Below are 26,978 nucleotides of genomic sequence, written 5' to 3' on the forward strand. Positions count from 1 at the left end.
GCTGGGTGAGACGGGCGCCCTTGCCGTGCCGCCCGCGCCGCTCGTGCCCAGAAAATTCCCGGAAGGCCTTATCTCACGGCCTGCCGACCGCTATGATCGCCCGCCAAATCATGCCCTTGGAAACTGTTCATGAAGCAAGGATTGCTCTGCCTGCTGTTACTTTCATCCCTCGACGTTGCCGCGCAGGATAGGGTCTACCTGATGGCCACCTTGACGCTGGGTGGCTCGAACCTGGCCAATACGATCTTTCTGCACGAGCCGGCCATCACCGACCTGCAGAGCTGCGCGCAAGCCTGGCGGCAGGGGCAGCGCGATAACGACTGGCTGAGCTACCACCACATTCTCAGGCGGGACAGGATGAAGGGCTTCACCGCCCAGGCCTCATACCGCTGCGTGACCAGCGCACTGAACATCGATTCCTGGCATGACAGCATGCGCTACGACTTCGCCTACCTGATTTCCGTGGACCCGGTGTCCTCGGCCCTGCAGATCAGCAAGGCATCCAGCCTGGCAGCCTGCACCGCGCAACTCGCGGGGCAGTCGTCGGCGCAGGGCGCGGATCGGCATTGCGCCAAGAGCAATCAGCGCATCGATCCCTGAATCGAGCCGGCGCGAAGCGCGTCGTTGCGCAGGCGTTTGGGCGCCATTCGTCTGTTCGGTTTTCCGCAGTGTGAAGCAGGCCGGATTTTGCCCATGACGCTCCGCCTGCTTGTGACAGGCTCCCATGGCGGCCGGGCTACACTGCTAGCACGTACTCGCTCTGCTAGCAGTGGGTTGGCTTGTCGCACCCTGGAGAGTTGTCCATGCTGAAACTGAAATCATTGATAAAGCTGTCATTCTTTGCCCTGATGCTGTCCTCCGTGGCGATGCCGCAGCTGAACCTGTTGGTCGACTCGGCCTACGCTAAAGGCGGTGGCGGTGGCGGTGGCGGTGGCGGTGGCAATGGTGGCAATGGTGGCGGAAACGGTGGCGGTCATGGCGGCGGTCACGGTGCTGGTGTCGGTGGCGGTCGCGGCCATGCCGACGGTGGGGTCGGCGGCAAAGGCAAGGGTGTGAGTGCCAGTGCCGGCCATGGCGCCGCGACCTCGGAGGCGGCGAAGTCCAAGGATACGACCGGCCTGGCCAAGGCAATGTCGGTGGTGTCCACCACGCCGGCGGCGCTGGCGGCCGCTTTCGGCCTGCAGAATGCCTTCGCCTCCAGCAGCAAGGATGACGGCGAAACAGAGGGAACCGACGAGGGCACCAGCGATGAGGGCAGCACCGACGATGGCGCCGCAGAGGGCCCGGGAGATGACGGCAGCGTCGACGATGGCGGTGCTGCAGAGAGCGAGGCTGCGGCGGTAGAGTAAGATGACACTGGCGCCCGTCTCGGCAAAGCCCGGCTGTCCATGCCGGGCTTTTGCTTTGCGGCCGATGCTGGCGCTTGCCTTGCCGCGCCGCCGCAGGCAGGCTTGAAGTCTGTCAATGTCATTACCCCGTGTTTCAGGTATCGCCCCATGCCGCTGCAGATTTGCATTCTGGAAACCGACGTGCTCCGCCCCGAGTTGGTCGATCAATACCACGGCTATGGCCGTATGTTCGAGCAGCTGTTCGCCCGTCAGCCTATCCCCGCCGAGTTCACCGTGTACAACGTGATGGAGGGCAGTTATCCGCCCGATAGCGAGCATTACGACGCCTATCTGGTGACCGGCAGCAAGGCCGACTCCTTCGGCAGCGACCCGTGGATCGAGACCCTCAAGACTTACCTGCTCGATCGTTATGCCCGGGGCGACAAGTTGCTGGGCATCTGTTTCGGTCACCAACTGCTGGCGCTGCTGCTGGGCGGCAAGGCCGAGCGAGCCGAACAGGGCTGGGGTGTCGGCACCCACCGCTATCGTCTGGCCCATCAGCCGGCGTGGATGAAGCCGGTGCTGGAGGAGCTGACGCTGCTGATCAGCCACCAGGACCAGGTCACCAGCCTGCCGGAGAACGCTACTTTGCTGGCCTCCAGTGACTTCTGTCCGATTGCCGCGTACTGCATCGACGACCAGGTGCTGTGCTTCCAGGGCCACCCTGAATTCGTCCACGACTATTCCAAGGAACTGCTGGAAATTCGCCAGCAGCACATTGGCGAGCCGGCCTATCAGCGCGCCATCGAAAGCCTGCAGCATGAGCACCAGGGCCACACGGTCGGAGAATGGATGATGCGCTTCGTCGCCCACGGGCGTTCCGGCCTGGATCTTTAGTCGCGTGGCCCCGTGCCCGGTGCCGCTTCAGAGCCAGCCGGAATGCTTGAAACTGAGGTACAGGGTCACACAGCCGGTGCCGATCAAGCCGAGCACCCCGAGATAGCCGAATTCCCAGGTCAGCTCCGGCATGTGCCTGAAGTTCATCCCGTAGATGCCCGCTACCGCGGTGGGGAAGGCGAGGATAGCCGCCCAGGCGGCAAACTTGCGCTGGGTAATGCTTTGCCGTGAGGACTCCAGCAGCAGGCCGACCTCGATGGCGTGGTCGGCCATCTCGCGCAGAACGGTTAGGTCTTCCAGCAGCCGGTCAACGTGAATCGCCAGGTCGCGGAAGTAGGGATGCATGATCTTTTCGATAAAGGGAAAGTCGAGGCGCTGCAGTTCCTGGCAGATCTCCGCCAGCGGTCCGGTATTGCGGCGCAGGCGCAGCAGGTCGCGGCGCAGGTCCTGGATGCGCTCGATGTCGGCCTGGGTCAGCGAGCGCTGGAACACGTCGCCTTCGATTTCTTCCAGTTCGCGGTGATACTCATCGAGCATCGGTCGATAGTTTTCCAAAACGAAGCTGAGCAAGGCGTAGAGCACGAAGTCTTCGCCGTGTTCGAGCAGCAGCGGGCGCGCTTCGCATCGCTGACGGACCTGTGAATAGGGCGCCGATTCGCCATAGCGGGCGCTGATCACGTAGCCGCTGCCGGCGAACAGCTGGGTTTCGACGAAGTCCAGTTCACCGTCCACCCGAATGGGCGAATAGAGCACCAAGAACAGCGCATCGCCGAAGGTTTCCAGCTTCGGTCGCGTATGCCGTTGCAGGGCGTCCTCAAGCGCCAGTTCGTGCAGGTCGTACTGGCGCTGCAGATTGGTCAGCTCCGCCGGCCCCGGGTCGTGCAAGCCGACCCACACGAAGTGCCCCGGTTTTCGTGACCACTGCACGCCTTCGTCGAGGCTGATGTCGGTGACCTTGTGGCCCTGGCTGTAGACGGCGGCGGCTACGACTCGCCCCATGCGTGTTGCTCCACTTTGCGATGGCGCCGGGATGTCACCAACCCATCGTTAGTCTGAGTGTCGTAGGCGGCGGCGGTTATTTCCAGTCGCGGGTGACTCAGGCGGCATCGTCGGCCGCCAGTTGCCGGTCCATGGCGTCGATGCAGTGGAGCATCTGTGCGCGGCAGTCTTCGATCAGCCTGGGCAGCTCGTCCATGCTCATTCCGGCGGTGGCAATCGCCGGCAGCGAGCGAATCAGAACCCGGCCGCTGTGCCAGCGGTTCAGGCGCATGCGCTGCACGTAGTTGCTGGCGCAGACGGGGATGATCGGCACGCCGGCGGCAATGGCCATTTGGAAGGCTCCTTTCTTGAATGGCTGCAGGCCCTGACCGAGGTTGCGCGTACCTTCCGGAAACACCCAGATCGAGGTGTCCCGGTGGCGCAGGGTGTCGGTGGTGGTGAGCATGGCCTGCTTGGCCTTGAGCGGGTTGCTACGATCGAGCAGCACATTGCCTGCCAACCAGTAGAGCTGGCCGAAAAAGGGAATCCACTTCAGGCTCTTCTTGCCGATGCTGACGGTTCGCGGCGGCACCACGCGGCCGAGCACGTAGAGGTCGTAGTTGGACTGATGGTTGGCGATGATCACGCAGGCGTGCCGGTGTTCGAGCAGCGACCGGGCCTCGGCATGCACCTTGAGGCCCAGCAGCCAGAGCCCCGGCAGCGCATACAGGCGAGCGCACAGGCGGCTGTTGTCGGGATTGAACGGGCGCCATACGCCAATCAGCAGGCCAAGCATGCCGGCCAGAACGAAGTGCACGGCCAGCGCCAGCATGCGCAAGACAAAAAGCATTGGTAGGCCTGTCTGAATGAAGGTCGCGCAGTGTAGGGGCGGGCAGGGTATTGGGCAAATGACTTGGATCGGCGGCCATTGCTGCTGATCTTGCGGGATAACGCCGGCTAAAGGGGCGAGCGGTCGGTATGCCTGCGACCGCTCGACTCTCGAAGGCGGGCCGCCCAGGCCGGACGGCCCTGGCTTCACACCTTGAAGCGAGCCGGCAAGCGATCCTGCTGACCCACCTGATCGACCATCAGCGCGCACTGGCGCACCTCGAGGCTGATGTCGCGAACGTTGCTGGTGTTGCGGTCGATCTCTTCGGTGGTCGCGCTCTGTGGCTTGGCCACCGTGGCGATGGGGCATGCAGTGGGGTAACTCGAGGAGGTTGCCTGCCTCTGCGGGCGTAGCTAGAAGGCAAAGAGTTGCGGCATTTCTTGATCTGCGTTGGCGCTGTTCATGCTGAATCAGCGGCCTGCGCCGTTGCGCCCAGGTATCGGCAGCAGTGCGTGAGCCGCGAGCGTCCGATTCAAGAGGGCGTCGAGGATGTGAGCGCAGGCGCTGCAGCACAGCAGCGTCGGCAGCCCGGCAGCCAGGCCGGGCTGGGGGAGGGACTTCCGGGCTTAGAGCGGCAGCTGCTTGTCCAGTTCAATGGCCTGGTCGAGTGTCTCCAGCAGAGCCTTGCGTACCTTCAGCTTGGTGTTGCGGTGCGCGGTCATGTTGATCTTCTTCATCTGCTGGGCGACCACCTGGGCGGCGGGCAGCAGTTGCCCGACCGGTACCAGCTTGTCGAGGAAGCCGGCATCGACCGCGCCCTGCGGGTCGAACATCTCGCCGTTGATCACCGAGCGGTGAAACGCCGACTTGCGCAGTCGGTCGCGGGCCAGTTCGATGCCGACGTGGTGCATGGTCATGCCGATCTGCACCTCATTCAGGCCTATGCTGAAGGCGCCCTCGACGCCGATACGGTAGTCGGCCGAGAGCAGAATAAAGGCGCCCTTGGCCACCGCATGGCCGGAGCAGGCGACGATGATCGGATAGGGGTGGGCGAGCATGCGGCGCGCCAGGGTAGAGCCTGCGGCGACCAGGTTCACCGCGTTCTGCGGCCCGGAGGTCATTACCTTCAGGTCGTAGCCGCCGGACAGGATGCCCGGCTGGCCGGTGATGATGACGATGGCCTTGTCTTGTGTGGCACGATCCAGTGCGGCGTTGAAAGCCGTGATCACATCCGGGGAGATCGCATTCACCTTGCCGTTGTTCAGGGTCAGGGTGGCGATGCCGTCTTCGAGTTGGTAGCTGATCAGGTCACTCATGGTCGGGTTCCGTGTGCTGAAGTGCGGCTGAAGTTACTCATCCGGGCGGCCCAGGTAAAGCGCTGCGGCTGACCGGTGGGTCAGCCAGATGGCCCACAGTCGCCTGGCTTGAAGCCACCAGGGTGCCGTGCAGAACGCGGTCGATTGGCCGGGCGGGAGCGGCCGCTGGTCCATCCGCGGTTAGCGGCAGCACCCCGGCCAATCTGGCGAATAATCGGCATCTGGCTTAAGCACATGAATCTTCAGCAAAAAACTTTTGCCTTTGGCGAACCGTTCGGCTACATTAGCGCGCCTCGACAGACAGCAGTGTCCATCGAGATCCGGTGAAGTGTCCGAGCGGTTGAAGGAGCACGCCTGGAAAGTGTGTATACGGGAAACCGTATCGTGGGTTCGAATCCCACCTTCACCGCCAGACAAAACGAAAAGCCCGGCCCTGTGCCGGGCTTTTTCGTTTCCGTCATTTGCCGCACTCGGTTGTGGCCTTATAAGGTCGACCAAGCCACTGGTCATTGGAGCCCTGCATGCGTCCGAGTTGGGACATTTTCTGTAGCGTCGTCGATAACTATGGCGATATCGGCGTGACCTGGCGTCTGGCTCGGCAGTTGGTGGCCGAGCATGGGCTGGCCGTGCGCTTGTGGGTGGATGATCTGGGGGCTTTCGTGCGCCTGTGTCCGCAGGCCAGTGAAGAGTCCGAGCGCCAGCTGCAGCAGGGGGTGGAAGTCTGTCGGTGGCGGCGTGACTGGCAGCCGGTGGAGCCCGCGGATGTGGTGGTCGAGGCCTTCGCCTGTACGCTGCCGCAGGGCTATGTGGAGGCGATGGCGGCGCGGCCGCGCAAGGTGCTCTGGCTCAACTTGGAGTATCTCAGTGCCGAAGTTTGGGTCGAGGGTTGCCACGGCCTGCCGTCCTTGCAGTCCAACGGCTTGCAGAAGTTCTTCTTCTTTCCCGGTTTCACCGCGGGCAGTGGCGGGCTGCTGCGCGAGCGTGACCTGCTGTTTAGCCGCCAGTCATTTCAGGCCGACCCGCAGGCGCGCGCAGGCTTTCTCGCCAGTCTCGGCGTGCGGCGGCTTGAGGGGGCGCGGCTGATCTCGTTGTTCGCCTATGAGAACAGCAGTCTGGCCGGCTGGCTGGATGCCCTGGCGGCAGATGCCTGCCGTACCCAGCTGCTGGTGCCGGAAGGGCGCATCTTGGGCGATCTGCAGGCCTGGCTTGGCGAATCGGCGGCCCTGGCGGTTGGCGATCGGCGTCAGCGCGGACAGCTTCAGGTCCAGGTCTTGCCCTTCGTCAGCCAGGACAGATACGACCAGCTGCTCTGGAGCTGTGATTTCAACGCGGTGCGCGGTGAGGACTCCTTCGTGCGGGCGCAATGGGCTGCCCGTCCGCTGCTCTGGCACATCTATCGGCAGGAGGAGGCCGTTCACCTGGACAAGCTCGAGGCTTTTCTCACCCTCTATACGCGGGATCTTTCGTCTGCCGCGGCGGCGGCGCTGAGTGGGCTCTGGCGGGCCTGGAATGGTGAGGGGGACGTGGCGGCGAGTTGGCGTGCGGTGCTGCGCGAGTGGCCGGAGCTGGCCGCCCATGCCGAGCGATGGTGCCTGGAGCAGGGCGCGCAGACCGATCTCGCCGCGGCGCTGGTACAGTTTTACCTAAATTGGCTATGATACGCGGCCTAGATTCACGCATCTCAATCCCGATCCGGATACTCGTATGAAAACCGCACAAGAAATGAAGCCCAACAGCGTGGCCCTGATTGACGGCCAGCCTTGGCTTATCCAGAAAGCCGAATTCACCAAGTCCGGCCGTAACAGCGCCATCGTCAAGATGAAACTGCGCAACCTGTTGACCGGTTCGTCCACCGAAACCGTCTATAAGGCCGATGACAAGCTCGAGCCGGTCATCCTCGATCGCGTCGCCGTGACCTACTCCTACTACAGCGACCCGAACTACGTGTTCATGGACGAAGAGTTCAACCAGTACGAGCTGAACAAGGACGACCTGGAAAGCGTCCTGCCGTTCATCGTCGATGGCATGACCGACGTCTGCGAAGCCGTGTTCTTCGAAGGCAAAGTGGTTTCGGTGGACCTGCCGACCACCATCGTGCGCCAGATCGCCTACACCGAAGGTTCCGCCCGTGGCGACACCTCGGGCAAGGTGATGAAACCTGCCAAGCTGAGCAACGGTACCGAAGTCAAGGTCGCCGATTTCTGCGAAATCGACGACTGGATCGAAATCGATACCCGCACCGGCGAGTACAAGTCCCGCGCCAAGGCACCGGTCTAAGACTGACGTTACTCGTGTGGTGAAAGAGCCCGACCCTGGTGTCGGGCTTTTTTCTGCCGGTCAATTGCCTCAGTCGCGACCCAGGCCGCTCTGCAGCGCCAGGTCCCAGGGCGGTACCGGGCCGAAGCGGGCCTTGAGAAGCTCCAGCAGCAGGCGGCTGCGCGAAGCGCTTTCGCGCTCCAGGCGCAGCGCGTAGATGCCGCTGGGCTCGGCAGCCGGCAGCCCGGCTTCGCAGAACAGCGGCTGCAGTTCGCCACGCAGCAGGTAGTCGCTAATCAGCCAGGTTGGCAGGTGGGCGATGCCGAGGCCGGCCAGGGCGCCGAACAGCAGGGTTTCGGCATTGTTGGCGGTCATGCGCAGGTGCTTGGGGCGGTACAGGTTGAGCTTGCCGTCCTGTTCGAAACGCCAGGCGTAGGGCGGTGCCAGGCTGTCCCAGTCGAGGCCGTCATGCTCGACCAGTTCGCTGGGCGTGCGCGGTACACCGCGGCGCGCCAGATAGTCCGGGCTGGCGCAGACCACGCGCACCAGCGGCGACAGGGCGGTGGCAACCAGGCGCGTATCGGCCAGCGGGCCGATGCGCAGGACCAGGTCGACTTCGCCGAGGTGCGCGCCCTGCAGGTCGACGAAGCTGTCGATCAGGCGCAACTGTACATCCAGCCCCGGATAGGCCAGCAGAAATTCGGCGATCGCCGGGGCCAGATGGCGGCGACCGAAGGGGGCTGGCGCATCGATGCGAATCAGGCCCTCCGGGGCGCTGCTCAACGACACCGCCTCGGCACGGGCCAGGTGCAGTTCCGCCAGGATGCGCCGGGCGCGCTCGGCAAAGGCCAGGCCTGCCGGAGTGGGGCGTACCGCATGGGTGCTGCGGCTGAACAGGCTGCTGCCCAGGGAGCGCTCCAGGGCGTCGATGCGCCGGGCGACGGCGGAGGGCGTCAGCGGGTGTCGGCGGGCGGCGGCCGAGAAGCTGCCGCTTTCCAGGACGTCGAGGAACAGGCTGAGTTGCTCGGTGAGGGCGTCGGGGTTCATCGTCGGCTCGGTTGTGCGTGATCGGCACAGCCATTGTGCTGGCTTGTGCGTTTCCGTGCCAGGCGTGGGCGACTAGCATGCGCGGCATGACGGGAGCTGCTCACCATGAATCTGATCGACTTCGCCTTGAACCTGAGCCTGGGGCTGATGCTGGGCGCCCTGGGTGGCCTGTTCGGCATCGGCGGCGGCCTGATCGCGATTCCCACGCTCGGCGTGCTGTTCGGCCTGGACCAGCCACTCGCCCAAGGCACGGCCCTGGTGATGGTGGTGCCGAACGTATTGCTGGCGCTCTGGCGCTATCACCAGCGTAACCGCATCGACCCGCGCCATGCGCTGACTCTGGCGGCCAGCAGCTTTGTCTGTGCGTTGCTCGGAGCGAGCTGGGCGGTAACCCTGGAAGCCGAGCGGATGCGCCTGGGCTTCGTCGGTTTCCTTATCGCCCTGGCCTTGTACAACCTGGCACGGCTCTACTGGCGGCCGAGTCCTGGCCACAACAGATTGGCTAATCCATGGCCCTGGCTGGCGGCGCTGGGTAGTGGTGCCGGCTTGCTCGGTGGTCTGTTCGGGGTCGGTGGCGCGGTGTTGGCGACGCCGGTGCTGACCGGCGTGTTCGGCACCACCCAGCTGATGGCGCAGGGGCTGGCGTTGGCTCTGGCGGCACCAAGCACCACGGTGACCCTGGCCACCTATGCCCTGCACGGCCATGTCGATTGGGCGCTGGCGGCTCCCCTGGCGCTGGGTGGATTGTTCAGCATCAGTTGGGGGGTGCGCATCGCCCATGCGCTGCCGGAGCGGCTGTTGCAGGTGCTGTTCGCCGGTTTCCTGCTGGTCTGTGCGCTCTTGCTCGGCCTCAGAGTCTGAAACCGTCGGCGATGTGCTCGGCCAGGGTTTCGGTCACCGGCGACTGGTTGTGCGAGTTGCGCAGCAGCACGATGCTGGCCAGGGGCATGGCCGGCAGGCCCTCGGCTTCGCCGATGATGCGCATGTCCGGGGGAATCAGGCTCTGCAACTGGGCGGTGATCGCCAGGCCGGCGCTGACCACTGCCATGATCGCCGACAGGCTGGGGCTGGTGTAGGCGATGCGATAGGAGCGCTCCATCGCGTCCAGCGCATTGCAGGCCCAGGAGCGGCAGAAGCACTGGGCGTTGAACATGGCCAGGGGCAGCGGTTCTAGTTCATGGGGGGTGAAGCCCTGGGCCTCGGCCCAGACCACGCGCTCCTGGCGCAACAGCTGGCCGATCTCGGTGCCTGGCTCGCGGGTCACGATGGTCAGATCGAGGTCCTGGCGTTGCAGCAACTGGAACGATGGCTCGCAGTGCAGCTCCACCTGCACCAGCGGGTAGGCCTGGGCGAAGCGCGAGAGTATCCCCGGCATGAAGCGCATCACGTAGTCATCCGGCGTGCCGATGCGCACCACGCCGACCATGTGCGGCTCGCGCAGGGTATTCATCGCCTCGCCATGCAGCTTGAGGATGCGCCGGGCGTAGCCGAGCAGCACCTGGCCTTCGGCGGTGAGGCTGACCTGGCGGCCATCGCGCTGGAACAGCGGGCGCTGCACCACGTCTTCCTCCAGGCGTTTCATCTGCATGCTGACTGCCGACTGGGTGCGGTTGACCATTTCGGCCGCGCGGGTGAAGCCGCCGTGGTCGGCGATGGCCACGAAGGTTCGCAGCAGCTCGCTGTCGATGCTCGGGTAATCGGCCATTCATCAATCTCCCAGATGTCAGGCATAAGAAACATTCGTTGGATTGATCTTAATCCTGGCGTGAGACTGTCGCCAACCCTAAAGGAGGGCGATGAGATGAAAAGTCAGCAAGGTTATGCATTGGTTCACTCCTTTCCCCGCAACCGCATCGGTCCGGTGGCGCTGCTGCGCGGCGCTTGGTTACAGGTTCGGCGTTGGCAGCAATTGGCAAGGGAGCGTCGCCAGTTGGCTACGCTTGATACAGCGGCGCTGAAGGACTTGGGGCTGACCCGTGGTGACGTCTTTCGGGAAAGCGAGCGGCCGTTCTGGGATGATCCGCTGGCAACAACGTCGGCCAGCCACAAGGCGGAGTATCGGCTATGCAAGTAGAGGTGCGGATCGTCAACGCCTTCGTCGATGGCGGGCAGGGCGGCAATCCTGCTGGCGTGGTGCTGCAGGCCGATGCGCTGGATGTGGGGCAGAAGCAGGCACTCGCCGTGCAGGTGGGGCTGTCGGAGACGGCCTTCGTTTCCAGTTCGGCGAGTGCGGCGTTCAAGCTGGAATTCTTCACCCCTACCCGGCAGATTGCTCATTGTGGCCACGCGACAGTGGCCACCTTCTCGCTGTTGCGCCAGTTGGGGCTGGTCGGCGAGGGCTGGACCAGCAAGGAAACCATCGATGGCAACCGCGATATCCTGATCCAGGCGGACATGGCCTTCATGGAGCAGCGCGCGCCGCAATACCTTGACCTAAGCGATAAGCCGGCGTTGCTCAATGAGGTGCTGGCTGCGCTTGGCAGCGACCCGGCGCACCTGCTGCCCGGCGTCTACCCCGCGCGGGTGAGCACCGGTGGTGCCTTCGTCATCGTGCCGCTGGTGGATGAGGCGCAGGTGCATGCGTTGCGGCCCGACCAAGCGGCGCTGGCGCGGATCAGTGAGCGGCTCGACCTGATCGGTTTCTATGTGTTTTCCCGGCAGACGCACCAGCCGGGCCGGGCGGCCGGCGCGCGCATGTTCGCCCCGCGCTACGGTATCGACGAGGAATCGGCCACCGGCATGGCTGCCGGCCCCTTGGCATGCTTTCTTCACGATCGCATGCAGCAGCCGGGGCCGCGCCTGTTGATCGAGCAGGGCTACCTGATGCAGCCGCCATCGCCCAGCGTGATCACCGTCGATCTGCAACTGGCGCAGGGGGGCATCGAGCGCCTGCTGGCCGGTGGTAGGGCGCGCACCATGCACGAGCTGACCCTGGAGCTATGATGCCGGGCTGCAGCAGTTGCCTGGCGCGCGGCGGCGAGTGCCGTGCTGTCTATAGATAGGTGGAGCGGCAAGCGCCGGTGGCATCCGCTACAATGCGCGCCGAATTCGACTGCCTGAGAGCCTGCCCATGTCCGCTTGCCAGACCCCGATCATCGTTGCCCTGGATTTCCCGACCCGTGATGCCGCCCTGGCGCTGGCCGAACGGCTCGATCCCAGGCAGTGCCGGGTCAAAGTCGGCAAGGAGCTGTTCACCCGCTGTGGCCCGGAAATCGTCTCGATCCTGGGCGACAAGGGCTTCGAGGTGTTCCTCGACCTGAAATTCCACGACATTCCCAACACCACGGCTATGGCGGTCAAGGCAGCTGCCGAACTGGGCGTCTGGATGGTCAACGTGCACTGTTCCGGCGGTCTGCGGATGATGGCCGCCTGCCGCGAGACCCTGGATGCGCTCGGTGGCAGCAAGCCGCTGCTGATCGGGGTGACCGTGCTGACCAGCATGGAGCGCGAGGACCTGGCCGGTATCGGCCTGGATGTCGAGCCGCAGGAGCAGGTCCTGCGCCTGGCCGGTCTGGCCGCGCAAGCCGGTCTCGACGGCCTGGTGTGTTCTGCCCAGGAGGCCCAGGTGCTCAAGGCGGCCCACCCTTTGCTGCAGTTGGTAACCCCGGGGATTCGCCCGGCGGGCAGTGCCCAGGATGACCAGCGGCGCATTCTCACGCCGGGTCAGGCCCTGGCTGCCGGTTCCGATTACCTGGTGATCGGCCGGCCGGTCACCCAGGCCGCCGACCCGGCCCAGGCTCTGGCCGAGTTGGTAGCCGAGCTGGCCTGAAACTGTCGGTATATCTGTATACAATCTTACTTTTCGAGTAATCAGGTTTTAGCCATGCATCCCGCCGCCGAAGATTCGCCCCTGGGCAAATCCAGCGAATACATCGCCACTTACACGCCGTCGCTGCTGTTTCCCATTCCGCGTGCACCGAAATGGGCCGAACTCGGCATGAGCGCCGAGACGCTGCCCTATCGCGGCGTGGACTTCTGGAACTGTTTCGAGCTGTCCTGGCTGTTGCCGTCGGGCAAGCCGGTGGTGGCCATCGGCGAGTTCGCGATTCCGGCAGACTCGCCGAATATCATCGAGTCGAAGTCGTTCAAGCTGTACCTCAATTCGCTCAACCAGAGCGTGTTCGCCGGTGCCGATGAACTGCTGGCCGTGTTGGAAAAAGACCTCTCGGCGGCAGCCGGCAAGGCTGTCGGTGTGCGCGTGCGCAGCCTGGCCGAGGTGGCAGCCGAAGGAGTGGCGACGCCGCCAGGCACCTGTATCGATGAGCTGGATGTGAGCATCGACAGCTATGCCCAACCGCGGCCGGAACTGCTCAAGTGCGAGGCGGGGCGGCTGGTAGAGGAGAGTCTGCACAGCCATTTGCTCAAGTCCAACTGCCCGGTCACAGGTCAGCCGGACTGGGGTAGCGTGGTGGTGCAATACCGTGGGGCGGCCCTCGATCATGCCAGCCTGCTGGCCTATCTGGTGAGCTTTCGCCAGCATGCGGATTTTCATGAACAGTGCGTCGAGCGCATCTTCCTCGACCTGCGGCGCCTGCTCGAGCCTGAGCACCTGACGGTGTACGCACGTTATGTGCGCCGCGGTGGTCTGGATATCAACCCCTATCGCAGCACCGAGGCCATCCATCCGGACAACCGCCGCCTGGTGCGCCAGTAACGAAAAACCCCAGCCGCGGCTGGGGTTTCTTATTGCGCCCAGTGGCCGCTCAGATGCCCATATTGGCCAGGCTCTGCAGGATATTGCGCAGGGTGCCGGCCAGCGTCGGGTGGCTGGCTTCGAAGCGCTCCACGGCCAAGTTGACCCCATCGATCAGGGTGGCATCCGGCGCAGCCGCGGCCTGACTGGCCAGCTGCGCTTCGATTTCCTGAATCAGCACGTACAGCGATGCCCGCTCTTCTTCGCTGAGTGGCGGGTCCTGGGCGAGTTGGTCGCGCAGGTCCTCAAGTTGCTGCTGCAGACGGCTTGCAGGCATAGAACTCTCCCTTTACTGATAGGCAATAGCAGTGACCTCGCGCACAGGCGGAAGATCCTTGCTTGTCTCCAAGGGTAATCCATGCGGCGTCGCTTTGCCTGCTCTGGATCAAGTCGGGGTTGTCCAAGCGCTGACCGGCGAGGGCGTTGCGCGGTCAGGGTTTCTCGCCTTTCAGGCGGCGCTGGGCCAGGTCCTCGAGGCAGGCGGGCAATTCGCTCAGCTGGTCGATGACCGAATGCACAGCGAGGCGATACAGGGCCAGGGTGGCTTGCGAGCGCAGGCGCTCGCGCGCTGCAGCGTCGAGCGCCTGCCAGTCCGCCGGTGCGAGGCCGCACAGTGGTCCGCACGCCGCCAGACCGATAGTCCACAAACCGGCGTTGAGGCCGGTCTGCAGCAGGCGCGGCTCGCCGCTGATCAGCACGCAGCCATCGAGTTGGTTCACTTCCAGGTCGGTCAGGGCTTGCCAGCAACTGTCTGGTGCTGGCCAGGGCCTGCGCGGGCGGCAAGGAGCGCCTGCCAGCCAGTCGGGAAGAGGCGTGGCCAGGCGCATGCTGGCATCGCGTGGCAGTTCGTCGAGCCAGGCGCAGGGCACGCCTTGCGCGTGCAGCGCTAGCAGCTGAGCCAGGGCGCCGGGGGTGGCTTCGGCATGTTCGCCAGCCGCTTCGCACAGGGCCTGCTCGAAGGCCTGCCATTCGGCGCTATCGGGCGCGCGTCCGAGTACTTCCGCCAGGCTTGCTGAAGGTGCGAGCAGGCTATTGTTCGTGGGTATGGGGCGCTGCGGATACAGGCGCTGCAATGCGACGCTCTGGGTGCGTGCGCCAAAGTCCACCAGGCAGCCGGACAAGCCAAACAGCACGGCGCTGAAGGCCGAGGAGGGGGGGCGCGTATGCATCGAGGTCATCCTTGGGGCGGTCTAGTCCAGACTAGTGTCCGCAGATGACGGTCGTATGAACGGCTGATGACACTGAAGCTGTGCGTGGGGCGGCGTCGTGGCTGTTGGGGGTGGGCGAGCCCTGTGCAGAGGAGTAAGGTCGGGCAGGCAGAGCGGCGAATGGCCAAGCGCCATTCGCCCGATGAAAAAGTTGCTGCGCTGCCAATTGCACCGCTTCAAGTCTTATAATGCGCGGCCTCGATGGTTTGCCTTGGCGGCCAAGCCACTTTTCTCAAGGAGAGATTGCAATGCGTGTGACCGGTGAGAACTGGATGGGTCGTCTGGCTCGTTTGATCGCCTGCGCCAGTCTGATGCTGCTTCCTGTGATGGTGCAGGCTGGCGAAGATGACCCCTGGGAAGGGGTCAACCGAAAGATCTTTCGTTTCAACGACACCATCGATACCTATGCGCTGAAGCCTCTGGCACAGGGTTATCAGGCGGTGACGCCGCAGTTTCTCGAAGATGGCGTGCACAATATCTTCGGCAACATCGGCGATGTCGGCAACCTGGCCAATGATCTGCTGCAGGGCAAGTTTCACGATGCCGGCGTAGATACCAGCCGCCTGCTGTTCAATACCACCTTCGGCCTGCTCGGGTTCTTCGATGTGGCCAGGCACATGGGGCTGCGCAAGAACGACGAGGATTTCGGCCAGACGCTTGGCGCCTGGGGCCTGCAGAGCGGGCCGTTCGTCGTACTGCCGCTGCTTGGTCCGAGTACGGTGCGCGACACGGTAGGACTGTTGCCGGATAGCCAACTGGCTCCCTATCCCTATATCGACCATGTGCCCACGCGCAACCTGACGCGCGCGGTGGACGTGGTCGATACCCGCGCCAGCCTGCTGTCGGCTGAAAAGCTGATCAGTGGCGACAAGTACCTCTTCATCCGCAATGCCTACTTGCAGAACCGCGAGTTCAAGGTGCAGGACGGGCAGGTCGAAGACGACTTCTGAGACAGTTGCTGACAACGCAAAAGGCGGCCCCGAAGGCCGCCTTTTTCGTGCTGGGCCAGCCTTGTTCAGTGCATCGAGTTGATGGCCAGGCCGAGTGCCTGCCGGCCGTTGCCCAGGTCCCGGATGCGAACCACCTCGGCGTGGGCGTCCAGGCCCTTGAGTTCGTTGTGGTCGGAGGCAATGTGCACCATGACCTTGTCGCCGATACTCAGCATGCATTCGGCCTCCAGTTGCATGCCGGTACTCGACAGGTCGAGGCAGAGCGCGGGTATTTCACGCCCGTCATGATGCAGGGTGACAGGGGCCTCCAGCCGCATGCGGATGTAGTCGCGTTTTTCGCTGTAGTCGTGATCACTCTGACTCATGGGACGCTATCCTCTTGTTATCAGGTCTGTCCTGCGGCCCTTATAACCTTGGCCCGATTGAGGTGTAAAGTCACAGCGCGATGATTGCCCCACGCTTGAATCGGTTTACGGATGGGAGTACCGTCTGCGCCTTGATGCGAACCGAGTACACGCGTGCAGGCCGCTGGCCTGGCGTTTACGCCATGCCATCCCCCGGCGCAGTTTGCCTGGATACCCCATGCACAATACCAGTGCCACGCTGCTGATTATCGACGACGACGAAGTGGTGCGCGCGAGCCTCGCGACCTACTTGGAAGACAGCGGTTTCAGCGTCCTGCAGGCCGCCAATGGCCTGGAAGGCCTAGAGATTTTTCAGCGCGAGCACCCCGATTTGGTGGTTTGCGATCTACGCATGCCACAAGTCGACGGGCTTGAGCTGATTCGCCGGATCAACGCCTTGGAGGTGGACACGCCAGTCATAGTGGTGTCCGGTGCGGGCGTCATGACCGACGTGGTGGAGGCCCTGCGTCTGGGCGCTGCTGATTACCTGATCAAGCCACTGGAAGACCTCGCGGTGCTCGAGCACTCGGTGCGCCGCGCCCTGGACCGCGCCAACCTGCGCCGGGAAAACCAGCGCTATCGCGAAGAGTTGGAAGCGGCCAACCGCGAGCTGCAAGCCAGCCTGCACCTGCTCGAAGAAGATCAGAACGCCGGCCGTCAGGTGCAAATGAACATGCTGCCGGTTACGCCTTGGCAGGTCGACGGACTACGCTTCGCCCACCAGATCATACCGTCGTTGTATCTCTCTGGAGACTTCGTCGACTACTTCCGGGTGGATGAACGGCGAGTGGCGTTCTACCTCGCGGATGTCTCCGGGCATGGTGCTTCCTCGGCGTTCGTCACCGTCCTGCTCAAGTTCATGACTACCCGTCTGCTCTACGAGTCGCGGCGTGGGGCCCGGCTGCGCGAGTTCAAGCCCTCGGAAGTGCTTAGCCACATCAATCGTGGTCTGATCAACTGCAAGCTGGGTAAGCACGTGACCATGCTCGGTGGGGTCATCGACGAACGCAGCGGCAAGCTGACCTACAGCATCGGCGGGCATCTGCCGCTGCCAGTGCTGTTCAGTGGGGGCGAGGCGCGCTATCTGGACGGTCGCGGGCTGCCGGTTGGCCTGTTCGAGGAGGCGACCTACACCGATCATGTGCTCGAACTGCCCGAATCCTTCAGCCTCACGCTGCTCTCGGACGGTATTCTGGATCTGCTGCCGGGCGATACCTTGCAGGCAAAAGAAACCGCGCTGCCACAGTTGGTAAGCTCGGCAGGGGGAACCCTGGATGGGTTGCGTCAAGTGTTTGGGCTGGCCAATCTGGCGGATATGCCGGATGATATCGCCTTGCTGGTGTTAAGCAGGAACCTTGCATGAATCCTGGGATGAGCCCCGGTAGAATCCAATTCGCCGAGCAGGGCGGTACCTTCATACTGAAGTTCGTCGGCGAGGTGCGCCTGACCCTTTGTTCGGCGCTGGATGCCACCATTGAGAAGATCTTCACTGCGCTGAACTTCTCCGCCATCGTCATCGACCTGACCGAGACCCGCAGCATCGACAGCACCACCCTGGGGTTGCTGGCGAAGCTGTCGATCCTGTCGCGGCAGAAGATCGGTTTGCTGCCGACGGTGGTCACCACCCACCCGGATATCACCCGTCTGTTGCAGTCGATGGGCTTCGATCAGGTATTCAATATCGTCGATACGCCCATCCCTTGCCCGGAATGCCTGGACGATCTACCGGCGCAGGACCAATCCGAGGAGGTGGTGCGGGCCAAGGTGCTCGAGGCCCACCGCATTCTGATGGGACTGAACGAATCCAATCGCGAAGCCTTCCACGATCTGGTTAACGCCCTCGAGCACCACTAGTCAGGGGGAGCGGTGGCGACGGGGCGCTTAGGCGCCCCGTCGTGCATTTAGGCTCTGTCGGCCAGCAGCTTTTCCAGTTTTTCCTGATCGCGGGCGAACAGGCGGATGCCTTCGGCGAGCTTTTCGGTGGCCATGGCGTCTTCGTTCAGGGCCCAGCGGAACTGACTCTCGTCTAGGCTCTGACACGCTTCCCCGGCAGCGCCCGGCGCCAGTTTGCGCGTGAGGGCGCCCTGGTCGTCGCTCAGTTGCTGGAGCAGGTCGGGGCTGATGGTCAGGCGGTCGCAGCCGGCCAGTTGCTCGATCTGGCCGAGGTTGCGAAAGCTGGCGCCCATCACCACGGTTGCGTAGTTGTTGGCCTTGTAATAGTTGTAGATGCGCGTCACCGACTGCACGCCGGGGTCTTCGGCGCCAATGTAGTCACGGCCTTCGGCCATCTTGTACCAGTCGTAGATCCGCCCCACGAACGGCGAGATCAGGAACACGCCGGCATCGGCGCAGGCCTGGGCCTGGGCGAAGGAAAACAGCAGGGTGAGGTTGCACTGGATGCCGGCTCTCTCCAGTTGCTCGGCGGCGCGAATACCTTCCCAGGTCGAAGCGACCTTGATCAGCACTCGGTCACGGCTGACCCCGGCCTGCTCATAGAGCTCGATCAGGCGTTCGGCACGGCGCAGGGTAGCCTGGGTGTCGAACGACAGGCGCGCGTCGACTTCGGTGGAGATGCGTCCGGGAATCAGTTGGAGAATCTCCTGGCCGACGGTGACGGCGAAGTGGTCGCAGGCCAGTCCCAGGTCACCCTGGCCGGCGCTCAGCGCCTGTTTGAGCAGGGCCTGATGGCGCGGCAGGGCAGCGGCCTTGAGCAGGAGCGAGGGATTGGTGGTGGCGTCGACCGGCTTCAGCCGGGCGATGGCGTCGAAATCGCCGGTGTCGGCGACCACGGTGGTGAACTGCTTGAGTTGATCCAGCTTGGAGGTCATGACGCAGCCTTGTCGATACGGATGCCATGACCTTACCCGAGCGGCAGGGACGGCTCAACTGCTGGCGCGCCGCTCCCTTCAGGCGCTCAGCGGCCTTCCAGCAGTTGCGCTGCCTGGTCGAACAGCGCCAGGGGGGCGCTGGTCCTGTGGATGTCCACCGACAGCAGCTGACGGAAGCGGCGCGCGCCGTGGAAGCCCTGGCCCAGGCCGAGCATGTGGCGGGTAATGTGGTGCATGCTGCCGCCCTCGGCCAGGTGCGCGGCGATATAGGCGCGCATCGACTGCATCGCCTCGATCCGGCTGAGCACCGGCGTCGTTGCGCCGAACAGCTGCCGGTCCACCTCTGCCAGCAGGTAGGGATTGTGATAGGCCTCGCGGCCGAGCATCACCCCGTCGAAGGTCTGCAGATGGACATGGCAGTCTTCCAGGCGCTTGATTCCTCCATTGAGGATGATTTCCAGGTGCGGAAAGTCGCGCTTGATCTGCGCTGCCACCTCGTAGCGCAGCGGTGGCACCTCGCGGTTTTCCTTGGGCGACAACCCGGCCAGGATGGCGATTCGCGCATGCACGGTGAAGCTCTGGCAGCCGGCTTCGCTGATCTGTCCGACGAAGTCGCAGAGTTCGGCGTAGCTGTCACGGCCGTCGATGCCAATGCGATGCTTGATCGTCACCGGAATGCTCACCGTATCGCGCATGGCCTTGACGCAGTCGGCCACCAGCGCCGGATGGGCCATCAGGCAGGCGCCGATCATGTTGTTCTGCACCCGGTCGCTGGGGCAGCCGACGTTCAGGTTTACCTCGTCGTAACCGGCTGATTGCGCGAGCTTGGCGCAGGCCGCCAGTTCATCCGGCACGCTGCCACCCAGCTGCAGGGCCAGCGGGTACTCCGCCTCGCTGTGGCGCAGGAAACGTGCGCTGTCGCCATGCAGCAGCGCGCCGGTGGTGACCATCTCGGTATAGAGCAGGGCTTGGCGCGACAGCTGACGAAGGAAGAAGCGACAGTGCCGGTCGGTCCAATCCATCATCGGCGCAACGGAGAAGCGGCGGGACAGCGTAGGGCGCGTGGTTTCTGGTGTTAAGGCTGATTCTAGAGGCATTTGGCTTGTCGCATTTCCGCCGTGTTTTCGGGGATTCTAGGGCATTTTTCTTGAGGCGGTGGTACAATGTACCACCGAAAAGTTCGTTTGTACCACCGGCCAGGAGGGCGTACCACTGTGGCAACCATTCGAGCCCGAAAGAGCGCGGACGGCTCGCTTCGCTATACCGCGCAGATCCGTATCAAGAAAAACGGCACGCAAGTCTACCAAGAGAGCCAGACTTTCGCCCGCAAGCAGGCTGCGCAGGCGTGGGCCAAGCGTCGCGAGACCGAATTGGACGAGCCTGGTGCGATCGAGCGGGCGAATCGCTTGGGCACCACCGTTTCTTCGATGATCGAGAAGTACCTCGAGGAGTACGGTAAAGCCAGATCTATCGGTAAGACCAAGAAAGCGACACTCGAGGCCATTGCCAAGACTTATGTGGGCGAGTACGAGGATCGCCAAGTGAGCGCTCAGGTGCTGGTGGACTATGCCCTATGGCGTATGAGTGACGAGGGTGGCGGCGTCCAGCCGCAGACTGCAGGCAACGACCTTGCTCATCTAGGTGCCGTGTTATCCATAGCGCGGCCAGCTTGGGGTTGCGAGATTGATCCGCATGCGATGGTGGACGCACGGAAAGTGCTGAGCAAGTTGGGCTACAAGCTGAAGAGTCGAGAGCGCGATCGTCGGCCGGCGCTCAATGAGCTGAATCTGATCTTTGCAGAGTTTGAGCGGGTCCTCGAGGCCCGGCCAGCGTCCATCAATATGTTGAAAGTGTCATGCTTCGCCATCTTTTCCACGCGGCGGCAGGATGAGATTTGCCGTATCCGCTGGGGCGATCTCGATGAATCGCGGCAGTCGGTGATGGTGCGGGACATGAAGAATCCGGGTGACAAGATCGGCAACAACGTCTGGTGTTACCTGCCTGACGAGGCCTGGGCAATCGTTCAGAGCATGCCACGCTCATGCGACGAAATTTTCCCCTATAACAGTGAGTCGGTGTCTACGGCCTGGAGTCGAGCTTGCGAGCGCGCAGGGATTAAGGATTTGCACTTTCATGACCTTCGCCATGACGGCGTCAGTCGGCTATTTCAGATGGGCTGGGATATCCCTCGTGTGGCAAGTGTTTCTGGTCATAGAGACTGGAATTCGTTGCGACGCTACACCCATCTGAATGGACGTGGTGATCCCTATGAAGGATGGAATTGGCTTCCAAAGGTGCTGGCGTCAAGCGTGAAGTTCGGTGAGCGCACGCTCAACGGCCTCGTCCGACGCGGCGGTCGCCACTAAGTTGATCTCGCTCCCTGATCGCTTCTAAGCGTTGGGCGTCGAGATAAACGGCCAGGTCCTCAAGATGCACTCCCTTGGCAGATTTCTGGCTCGGCTCGATGCGAACAATGGGGATCTTTAGTGCGCCGTTCAGCGCCTTGCGCTGGAACATCTCGGGGCTGAGGTGTGAAAAGTAGTCCTGACAGACTCGATCAAGCGGGATTATGACTTGTCCGTCGTACTGCGCCATCAGTAAAAACAGTGTCTTCATTGCTCCATGCCATCGACCTATTCCATTGGTCTCAGCCTATGGGCACTGTGCCCAGCGGCATACCAACTGTGTCGCAGGCAGGCGTGGGAAGGGTGATTTTGGGCGGGCGCTGGCACCGTCGGAAGAACGGTGCCTCTGGCTCATCTCAGCGTTACTGCAGCCAGCCTTCAACAACGTCAGAGCCGAACTCTTCTTTCCACGCTTTCAAGATTTTGTGATTGCCGCCTTTGGTTTCCACAACTTCGTCTGTCTTGGGGTTCTTGTAGCGTTTCACTTGGCGAGGACGGCGCTGCATGGATTCCTGCTTCGTGGATTTGCCAACTTTGGTTTGCGGATCAAGGATGGCAATGATGTCGCGCAGGCTCTTGTCGTACTTTGACATCAGGGCGCGGAGCTTTTCTTCAAATTCCATTTCTTTTTTCAAGCCATCGTCTTTCTTGAGCGCCTCTAACTCAGCTAGTTGAGCGGCCAGTTGCTGTTCAAGAGCACGAAATTCGGCAAGTTTCGACATACTGTCAGTTTCCCTTTATGGGTGGTGGGTTAGGTTCTCGACTATAGCTGCAATCACTATGTGGGGGAATGCTACTCGACAGTTGCCGTCTGGATATTAGGAAAGCTGTTTGCTCATTTCACCGATCACGATGCTGACGATAGTTCTCAGGCAACGCGTTTCACCTGCAAGAGTTGCTTGGAGATGTGGCTTTTTCTGCGCCAGTTCCTGATTGTCGCAGACTACTTGTTCAAGCAGCTGATTCGCAGTGGTCTGGATCCCCGATGTTATTTTGTCGATTGATGCCAGTGCTGCGCTGGCTTTTATACCCATGGATTCGGCAGCGGCAACGAGGTTCGTGCGGTTGAGGTGCGTAATCCGGTCTTCTTCGCCGATTGGCCAGGCCATTCTCACCTGCGCTGGCCAGCCATCCTGGTCAAAGGCACGGGTGGTATACACCGCGGTGCTCAGCAGGTCGTAAAAGGGGGAGAGGCTTACTCCCTTGGCTGTGACCAAGAAACTGAGGTTTTTCAGGTGGGCGTCGCCGTTGCCCACCAGGATGTTGAACACTAGCCAGCGGAATAGCTCGAGTCGAGCTTTTGCCGGGATGCTGCACATCTTGCTGATATCCAGCAGGCGTTGCACGCTGCCTTGATCGTACTTATAGGCTCGGTCGAGTCCAAGCAATTGGCAGGCATCAATGCAATGCAGCCGCTCCCAGCCTTTTGGTGTTTGCCGCCGATCGAAACGGGAGATGAGGTAGACCGGTTGCGGAACATACCGGCGAGTGACTTCTGGAACTTGAAGGCCCATTCGTTTTGCCAGAGTCATGACAAACCACTCGTTGATTACCGAATGCGCGTAGCTCATATCCGGGTGGTCGGGCTTGAGGATATGGGTCGATGGCATGTTGCCGGTGGGCTCTAGAAGTTGCTCTCCATCTAAGATGATGGCCATCTTGTGCTGAGCGCCTGCCAGCGACATACGCTTGGCAGCTTGCTCGGCCAGAGGTACGCGGGGCATATCGCAAATGCGCTGCGACAGCACTTCATCAGGCAATGCCCGAAGTTCACCAGATGTAGGCTGCTGACCTGGTAGGAGGAGGGTGATAGAACCTGCCGACTCAGCTCCGAACTGGGTAAGCAAGCCAAAGGCATCGGCTACGGATGTATGCGCGGCTCGAGCGATCAACTGTCGCTGGCCTTCCTCAGGCAGCAAGTTGTCGAAGTACCACTGTACTGGCCGCACCGAGGCGCCATCCACATGCGGTTCTTTTTGCAGTGGCAGGTTAGGGCAAAGAGGGTAGGCGCCCGGTTGGCGTAGCCACTGCTGGGTGTAGGCGAAGCTCCAAAGGCCGTTCTGTTCGGATATGGTGCCGATCAGTGTGTGATTGATCCAGGCGTTTAATTGGCGATCCATTGCAGTCTTCTATCTCTGGGCAGGTTGCTGTTGTTCAGCTTTTTCGAGAAGCCTCTCCAGATTCTGTCGAGCTTGTTCCGCGACTTCATCCGGGACATCAACGTAGACCTGTAGTCCCAACTCCCGCATGACCTGGAAAAGCTTGCCCCAATGAACCGACTCGCCGCCACGCTCCACTTTGCCGAGGAAGTTCTCGGACACGCCGATGCTGCCCGCGGCATCGTCCTGGCGCATGTCCATGGCCTTGCGGCTTGCGCGAATCACCATGCCAATTTTTTCCGGTGTGTCGATCTGAAACTGCATGCCTAAATCCTCATGATCGAGCGGATTATGCTGCCATGAGCCTATTCTAGTCATAAATCCGCATGTTCGTGAGGATTTACTGAGGCGGAACATCATTAACACTAAAAACAGCACGATCTTGAGGATTTTTATCGATCCGGTCATGCGCATTAAAAATCTTCTTCTCGCTGACTAGCTTGGACCGGTGGTTCATGGCGCAGCAGACAATGCAGGCTTGTTAAGTCTTTTGAATGCCCGGTCCCTCGCCATGAAGGCTTCCAGCATGTGTGGGATGAGCGTCAGGGCGTCGACGGCTTCTCCGTAGGTTTTAGAATGAAGCGCTGCGTAACGCTCGAGGTCGGCCTTCAGGCCGGCCGGGCAGGTGAAGGTCAGCTTCAGGTTCTCGGCTCTGGGTAAGGGGCCAAGGCGTAGTTTGGTCGTGCTCATTGCGGGTTCCTCTGTTGAGTGGAGAAAGGCCGGTAGGGACGCAGCACCAGGTCGCGGTTGACGATCACGCGCAGGGGCAGACCGGGACGTTGGGTCAGCGTGGGTTGAATATCAAGGTTGCGGCGAGTGACCTCCTGGCCGATCTGGTTCACCGTGTCCTGCAGGCTGTCGCGCCCGGCGATGATGATGCGGTCGCCGTCAGTGCGGCTGGCCGGTGCCGCCAGTTCGGCGCCGATGCCCAGCAGGCTGGTCATGGCCGCGCCGGCGACGATCCGACCCCAATGCCAGTCGACGCCCTCCTCCAGGCCTGCGTAGCCGGCGGTGTCGCTGCCGACCAGGTTATCGAGCTGGAAGGACGAGGTGTCCGGCAGGATCACCCGCTGCCACACCACTTGCACGTGACTCTGCCCGTAGCTCACCTGGCTGTTGTAGCGGCCGAGCAGGCGTGCGCCCTGGGGGGGGCAGTACATGCTGGCCGGTGGCGCTCTCGTAGACCGGCTCGGTGACCGTGGCGATGACATCGCCGGGCAGGTCCGACTTGACCTCGGTGACCAAGGCCGCCGCAATGACGGTGCCGGCCATCACTTGGTAGGGCGACTCGGGCATTTGCAGAGCTCCTCTATTACGGATCGGTGCATTGCGGTCGTTCTGGTTCAGTAAGGATGATCGGTGGTGAGTGAATGGAAATTATAGGTCGGGCACGTACAAAAGTTACTGAGCGCAGTCTGCTGCAATGGGCCTGCCAACAGGCAGTCTGGTCACAAGACAAAACGGCCTCGCCCAGAGGTCTTTATGCGTTTATTAATATCGCCAGAGGCTCGGCGATGGCGTAAAGATGGTTATTTGTATGTATTCGCTGAGATTTTCTCAAGCGACAATAATTAATAAAACTTGGGTGGATCTATGACTATTCGCGTTAAATTGATAGTCGCCTTTATCTGTGTAACCTTGGTTCCTGTGCTGATTATCGCGATATTTGTGACCGATCAGGCGATTAGTCGGGAGCGCGAGCAGTTCAATCAGAGCAGCGTTAAACAGATGCGTGAAGTGGATAATGCGTTTTCTTTTTTTCTTGACAGTGTCGCAAAGAACGTCACGCTGCTGAGTCAGACACGACTCTTACAGTCGGCCGATAATACACTTCCAAGTTATATAGAGGCATCTCAGGTTAGGGAAATGCAGGTCCCGACCAGTGGCGTGGGAAGCTCTATCTATGAGCTGTTCGAGCAGGTGGGGAAATCGCATCCAAGTTATGCTTATGTGTATGCAGCGACTAGCAACGGGCATTATCTGCAGTGGCCGCTGTCGGAGATTCGGGCCAACTATGACCCGCGCGAACGACCTTGGTTCAAGGCCGCTCTTGCTGGAAATGGTAAACCGATTCGTACTCAGGCTTACGAGTTTGCCGAGGACCACGCGATCATTATATCTACCGCACAGACCTTTACCGATGCCGATGGCGGGACCGGTGTCATCTCTGTGGATATCTCGTTAAAAAAGCTGACCGAAGTAGCCAAGAAAATCCGCTTTGGCAACGATGGTTATCTGTTGTTGGTGGAAAGTGACGGTAATGTGCTGGCCGATCCGATGCATCCCGATAACAGCTTTAAGACCTTGGCAAGTCTGGGCGATGGATACGAGTTTCTCGCCAGTCAGTCGGCAGGCTTTTATAACGTACAACTGGATGGCAAGGACTACAGCGCCAGTGTATATAAATCGCAGACCTTGGGCTGGACCTATATTGGCCTGATCGAAAGCAGTGAAATCAACGCTGGCGCTTGGCATTTGGTGTGGGTTATCACGCTGCTGGCGGTTGTTCTGGTGGTGCTTTTTGGGTTGTGCGGCGTGACTCTGTCAAAAGTTCTGATTGCGCCAATCAACAGTACTTCGGCGAGCCTGCGTGATATTGCCAGTGGCGAGGCGGACCTGACTTGCCGCCTTGAGACCAAGGGCAATGATGAAACTGCGCAGATGGCCAGAGGCTTCAATAGCTTTGTCGGTAGCATCCAAGAGCTGATCAAGGAAATTCGCGCTTCCAGTCTGCAGGTAGAGCAGGGGGCAGTGGCTATCGGTAATCAAGCCAGTCAGCTCGACGATACCGCACAACGCCAGGCTACGGCCGTGGACATGGTGTCTATTGCCTTCCATGAAATGGTCGCCACGGCTAATGAAGTGGCCATCAGTTGCAATCGTGCCGCGCAAGCCGCTCAGGACGGCCAGGATCAGGCGCACAAAGGACAGCAGGTCATCGGCCTCATGGTCTGTCAGGTCGGTAGCCTGGGGGACCGTATCCGTCAGGCCTCCGAATCGATAAGCCAGCTGGAGCAGAATACTCAAGGCATCACGGTCATTCTCGATACCATCCGTGGTATCGCCGAGCAGACTAACCTGCTAGCCCTCAATGCCGCCATTGAGGCCGCGCGCGCAGGAGATCAGGGCCGTGGGTTTGCCGTGGTGGCGGACGAGGTGCGCGCTTTGGCGAAACGCACCTCCGACTCGACCGAACAGATCAACGACTTGCTTAGTAGACTGCTCCGTAGCAGCCAAAGCGTGGCCGTGGAAATGCAACACAGCCTGCTGCAGTCAAACGAGTCGGTGGCATTTACCGTTCAGGTTGAGGAGGCATTTGCCGGGGTGCATGAAGCGGTTACTACGATAAAGGATATGAACACCCAGATCGCCACTGCCGCCGAGGAACAGCATGCGGTGGCCGAAGACATCAACCGCTATATCACTGGCATTCATCAGGATGCCGCTCGAATCAGTGAGGTTTCCAGTGTGTCCAAGGTCACCACGCGCTTGCTGACTCAGGTATCCAGTGAGCTGAACACATTGGTTGGGCGTTTCCGTACGGACTGAGTACTGTAGTGGTCTACTGATCCCGGACACCGATTTAGGCGAAAATCCTCGCCGTGAGAGAGGTGTCTGATGAGCAAACAACGACGTACGTTTTCCGCCGAGTTCAAACGCGAGGCAGCCGCCTTGGTGCT

The 26,978-nt window shown here is 61.6% G+C and carries 31 protein-coding genes, 1 tRNA gene and 2 pseudogenes; 17 read left to right on the forward strand and 17 right to left on the reverse strand.

The window, feature by feature from the left end:
• Positions 1-141: 141 nt before the first annotated feature.
• From AB5S05_RS14835 to AB5S05_RS14845, 3 genes are all read left to right on the forward strand, one after another.
• Positions 142-600: a hypothetical protein gene (locus AB5S05_RS14835; protein ID WP_369288290.1), complete on the forward strand. Its 459-nt coding sequence runs from the start codon at positions 142-144 to the stop codon at positions 598-600.
• 203 nt (positions 601-803) lie between these two features.
• Positions 804-1,349: a hypothetical protein gene (locus AB5S05_RS14840; protein ID WP_369288291.1), complete on the forward strand. Its 546-nt coding sequence runs from the start codon at positions 804-806 to the stop codon at positions 1,347-1,349.
• Between the two features lie 147 nt (positions 1,350-1,496).
• Positions 1,497-2,225: an amidotransferase gene (locus AB5S05_RS14845; protein WP_369288292.1), complete on the forward strand. Its 729-nt coding sequence runs from the start codon at positions 1,497-1,499 to the stop codon at positions 2,223-2,225.
• A gap of 27 nt (positions 2,226-2,252) precedes the next feature.
• Here the strand turns inward: AB5S05_RS14845 and AB5S05_RS14850 are convergent, their stop codons facing one another.
• The 4 genes from AB5S05_RS14850 to AB5S05_RS14865 all read right to left on the reverse strand — a co-directional run bounded on the left by AB5S05_RS14850 (position 2,253) and on the right by AB5S05_RS14865 (position 5,348).
• Positions 2,253-3,224: a magnesium and cobalt transport protein CorA gene (locus AB5S05_RS14850; protein WP_369288293.1), complete on the reverse strand. Its 972-nt coding sequence runs from the start codon at positions 3,222-3,224 to the stop codon at positions 2,253-2,255.
• Positions 3,225-3,321: 97 nt separating this feature from the next.
• Positions 3,322-4,053 carry a 1-acylglycerol-3-phosphate O-acyltransferase gene (locus AB5S05_RS14855; RefSeq protein WP_369288294.1) on the reverse strand — a complete coding sequence of 244 codons (732 nt, stop codon included), beginning with the start codon at positions 4,051-4,053 and terminating at the stop codon, positions 3,322-3,324.
• Between the two features lie 185 nt (positions 4,054-4,238).
• Positions 4,239-4,385 (reverse strand): hypothetical protein, encoded by a 147-nt coding sequence (locus AB5S05_RS14860; RefSeq protein ID WP_369288295.1) that lies wholly within the window; start codon positions 4,383-4,385, stop codon positions 4,239-4,241.
• 273 nt (positions 4,386-4,658) lie between these two features.
• A complete protein-coding gene (locus AB5S05_RS14865) occupies positions 4,659-5,348 on the reverse strand; it encodes a crotonase/enoyl-CoA hydratase family protein (RefSeq protein ID WP_369288296.1) in 690 nt (229 codons plus the stop codon).
• 322 nt (positions 5,349-5,670) lie between these two features.
• On the opposite strand from AB5S05_RS14865, the gene AB5S05_RS14870 reads away from it, so the two are divergent.
• The 3 genes from AB5S05_RS14870 (at position 5,671) to efp (ending at position 7,625) form a co-directional block, all read left to right on the forward strand.
• A tRNA-Ser gene (locus AB5S05_RS14870) sits at positions 5,671-5,760 on the forward strand.
• 109 nt (positions 5,761-5,869) lie between these two features.
• Positions 5,870-7,006 (forward strand): elongation factor P maturation arginine rhamnosyltransferase EarP, encoded by a 1,137-nt coding sequence (gene earP / locus AB5S05_RS14875; RefSeq protein ID WP_369288297.1) that lies wholly within the window; start codon positions 5,870-5,872, stop codon positions 7,004-7,006.
• Between the two features lie 46 nt (positions 7,007-7,052).
• A complete protein-coding gene (gene efp / locus AB5S05_RS14880; RefSeq protein ID WP_369288298.1) occupies positions 7,053-7,625 on the forward strand; it encodes an elongation factor P in 573 nt (190 codons plus the stop codon).
• Positions 7,626-7,694: 69 nt separating this feature from the next.
• On the opposite strand, the gene AB5S05_RS14885 is transcribed toward efp, so the two are convergent.
• Positions 7,695-8,651 (reverse strand): LysR family transcriptional regulator, encoded by a 957-nt coding sequence (locus AB5S05_RS14885; protein WP_369288299.1) that lies wholly within the window; start codon positions 8,649-8,651, stop codon positions 7,695-7,697.
• Between the two features lie 105 nt (positions 8,652-8,756).
• Here AB5S05_RS14885 and AB5S05_RS14890 point away from each other — a divergent pair, with 105 nt between their 5' ends.
• Positions 8,757-9,512, forward strand: coding sequence for a sulfite exporter TauE/SafE family protein (locus tag AB5S05_RS14890; protein WP_369288300.1), 756 nt, complete (start codon positions 8,757-8,759; stop codon positions 9,510-9,512).
• On the opposite strand, the gene AB5S05_RS14895 is transcribed toward AB5S05_RS14890, so the two are convergent.
• A complete protein-coding gene (locus AB5S05_RS14895) occupies positions 9,502-10,356 on the reverse strand; it encodes a LysR substrate-binding domain-containing protein (protein ID WP_369288301.1) in 855 nt (284 codons plus the stop codon). The genes AB5S05_RS14890 and AB5S05_RS14895 overlap by 11 nt on opposite strands.
• A 96-nt stretch (positions 10,357-10,452) precedes the next feature.
• Here AB5S05_RS14895 and AB5S05_RS14900 point away from each other — a divergent pair, with 96 nt between their 5' ends.
• The 4 genes from AB5S05_RS14900 (at position 10,453) to queF (ending at position 13,305) form a co-directional block, all read left to right on the forward strand.
• A complete protein-coding gene (locus tag AB5S05_RS14900; protein ID WP_369288302.1) occupies positions 10,453-10,725 on the forward strand; it encodes a DUF1127 domain-containing protein in 273 nt (90 codons plus the stop codon).
• On the forward strand, positions 10,716-11,594 hold the full coding sequence (locus tag AB5S05_RS14905) for a PhzF family phenazine biosynthesis protein (RefSeq protein ID WP_369288303.1): 879 nt from the start codon (positions 10,716-10,718) through the stop codon (positions 11,592-11,594). Before AB5S05_RS14900 ends, AB5S05_RS14905 begins: the two co-directional genes overlap by 10 nt.
• Positions 11,595-11,721: 127 nt before the next feature.
• Positions 11,722-12,420, forward strand: a complete 699-nt coding sequence (gene pyrF, locus AB5S05_RS14910; RefSeq protein WP_369288304.1) for an orotidine-5'-phosphate decarboxylase — start codon at positions 11,722-11,724, stop codon at positions 12,418-12,420.
• A gap of 54 nt (positions 12,421-12,474) precedes the next feature.
• Positions 12,475-13,305 (forward strand): NADPH-dependent 7-cyano-7-deazaguanine reductase QueF, encoded by an 831-nt coding sequence (queF, locus tag AB5S05_RS14915; protein WP_369288305.1) that lies wholly within the window; start codon positions 12,475-12,477, stop codon positions 13,303-13,305.
• A gap of 49 nt (positions 13,306-13,354) precedes the next feature.
• On the opposite strand, the gene AB5S05_RS14920 is transcribed toward queF, so the two are convergent.
• Complete coding sequence (locus AB5S05_RS14920; protein WP_369288306.1) at positions 13,355-13,621, reverse strand: DUF4404 family protein; 267 nt, start codon at positions 13,619-13,621, stop codon at positions 13,355-13,357.
• Between the two features lie 154 nt (positions 13,622-13,775).
• Complete coding sequence (gene pcrP / locus AB5S05_RS14925; protein ID WP_369288307.1) at positions 13,776-14,513, reverse strand: HAD superfamily inactivated hydrolase PcrP; 738 nt, start codon at positions 14,511-14,513, stop codon at positions 13,776-13,778.
• A 287-nt stretch (positions 14,514-14,800) separates the two neighbouring features.
• On the opposite strand from pcrP, the gene AB5S05_RS14930 reads away from it, so the two are divergent.
• A complete protein-coding gene (locus AB5S05_RS14930) occupies positions 14,801-15,502 on the forward strand; it encodes an MlaA family lipoprotein (protein ID WP_369288308.1) in 702 nt (233 codons plus the stop codon).
• Between the two features lie 65 nt (positions 15,503-15,567).
• Here AB5S05_RS14930 and AB5S05_RS14935 read toward each other — a convergent pair whose 3' ends face one another.
• Positions 15,568-15,867 (reverse strand): PilZ domain-containing protein, encoded by a 300-nt coding sequence (locus tag AB5S05_RS14935; RefSeq protein ID WP_369288309.1) that lies wholly within the window; start codon positions 15,865-15,867, stop codon positions 15,568-15,570.
• A 217-nt stretch (positions 15,868-16,084) separates the two neighbouring features.
• Here AB5S05_RS14935 and rssB point away from each other — a divergent pair, with 217 nt between their 5' ends.
• On the forward strand, positions 16,085-17,269 hold the full coding sequence (gene rssB / locus AB5S05_RS14940) for a two-component system response regulator RssB (RefSeq protein WP_369288310.1): 1,185 nt from the start codon (positions 16,085-16,087) through the stop codon (positions 17,267-17,269).
• An 8-nt stretch (positions 17,270-17,277) separates the two neighbouring features.
• Positions 17,278-17,760: an anti-sigma factor antagonist RssC gene (gene rssC, locus AB5S05_RS14945; protein ID WP_369288328.1), complete on the forward strand. Its 483-nt coding sequence runs from the start codon at positions 17,278-17,280 to the stop codon at positions 17,758-17,760.
• A 47-nt stretch (positions 17,761-17,807) separates the two neighbouring features.
• On the opposite strand, the gene tal is transcribed toward rssC, so the two are convergent.
• Together tal and dusA are read right to left on the reverse strand one after the other, a co-directional pair.
• Positions 17,808-18,734 (reverse strand): transaldolase, encoded by a 927-nt coding sequence (gene tal / locus AB5S05_RS14950; protein WP_369288311.1) that lies wholly within the window; start codon positions 18,732-18,734, stop codon positions 17,808-17,810.
• A gap of 86 nt (positions 18,735-18,820) precedes the next feature.
• On the reverse strand, positions 18,821-19,831 hold the full coding sequence (gene dusA, locus AB5S05_RS14955) for a tRNA dihydrouridine(20/20a) synthase DusA (RefSeq protein ID WP_369288312.1): 1,011 nt from the start codon (positions 19,829-19,831) through the stop codon (positions 18,821-18,823).
• A 117-nt stretch (positions 19,832-19,948) separates the two neighbouring features.
• On the opposite strand from dusA, the gene AB5S05_RS14960 reads away from it, so the two are divergent.
• A complete protein-coding gene (locus tag AB5S05_RS14960) occupies positions 19,949-21,100 on the forward strand; it encodes a tyrosine-type recombinase/integrase (protein ID WP_369288313.1) in 1,152 nt (383 codons plus the stop codon).
• Here the strand turns inward: AB5S05_RS14960 and AB5S05_RS14965 are convergent.
• The 6 genes and pseudogenes from AB5S05_RS14965 to AB5S05_RS14990 form a co-directional block, all read right to left on the reverse strand.
• Entirely contained in the window at positions 21,066-21,350 is a 285-nt protein-coding gene (locus AB5S05_RS14965; RefSeq protein ID WP_369288314.1) for a pyocin activator PrtN family protein, read from the reverse strand. The genes AB5S05_RS14960 and AB5S05_RS14965 overlap by 35 nt on opposite strands.
• Positions 21,351-21,501: 151 nt before the next feature.
• The gene (locus tag AB5S05_RS14970; protein ID WP_369288315.1) at positions 21,502-21,861 is read right to left on the reverse strand and encodes a histone-like nucleoid-structuring protein, MvaT/MvaU family; all 360 of its coding nucleotides are present in this window, start codon (positions 21,859-21,861) and stop codon (positions 21,502-21,504) included.
• 96 nt (positions 21,862-21,957) lie between these two features.
• The gene (locus AB5S05_RS14975) at positions 21,958-23,259 is read right to left on the reverse strand and encodes a HipA domain-containing protein (RefSeq protein WP_369288316.1); all 1,302 of its coding nucleotides are present in this window, start codon (positions 23,257-23,259) and stop codon (positions 21,958-21,960) included.
• A 9-nt stretch (positions 23,260-23,268) separates the two neighbouring features.
• Positions 23,269-23,712, reverse strand: a complete 444-nt coding sequence (locus AB5S05_RS14980) for a helix-turn-helix domain-containing protein (RefSeq protein WP_369288317.1) — start codon at positions 23,710-23,712, stop codon at positions 23,269-23,271.
• Positions 23,713-23,751: 39 nt separating this feature from the next.
• Positions 23,752-23,988: a DUF2274 domain-containing protein gene (locus AB5S05_RS14985; RefSeq protein WP_369288318.1), complete on the reverse strand. Its 237-nt coding sequence runs from the start codon at positions 23,986-23,988 to the stop codon at positions 23,752-23,754.
• A pseudogene (locus AB5S05_RS14990) lies at positions 23,985-24,627 on the reverse strand (TraB/TrbI/VirB10 family type IV secretion system protein); the annotation flags it as partial. The pseudogene AB5S05_RS14990 and the gene AB5S05_RS14985, both read right to left, overlap by 4 nt.
• 264 nt (positions 24,628-24,891) lie before the next feature.
• Between AB5S05_RS14990 and AB5S05_RS22210 the strand changes: the two are divergent.
• Together AB5S05_RS22210 and AB5S05_RS22215 are read left to right on the forward strand one after the other, a co-directional pair.
• Positions 24,892-25,989, forward strand: a pseudogene (locus AB5S05_RS22210) (HAMP domain-containing protein); the annotation flags it as partial.
• 126 nt (positions 25,990-26,115) lie between these two features.
• Positions 26,116-26,847, forward strand: coding sequence for a methyl-accepting chemotaxis protein (locus AB5S05_RS22215; RefSeq protein ID WP_438943582.1), 732 nt, complete (start codon positions 26,116-26,118; stop codon positions 26,845-26,847).
• The last annotated feature ends 131 nt before the right edge of the window (positions 26,848-26,978 follow it).

Source organism: Pseudomonas zhanjiangensis (assembly GCF_041027545.1).
In the GTDB taxonomy this organism is placed as follows: Bacteria; Pseudomonadota; Gammaproteobacteria; order Pseudomonadales; family Pseudomonadaceae; genus Aquipseudomonas; species Aquipseudomonas zhanjiangensis.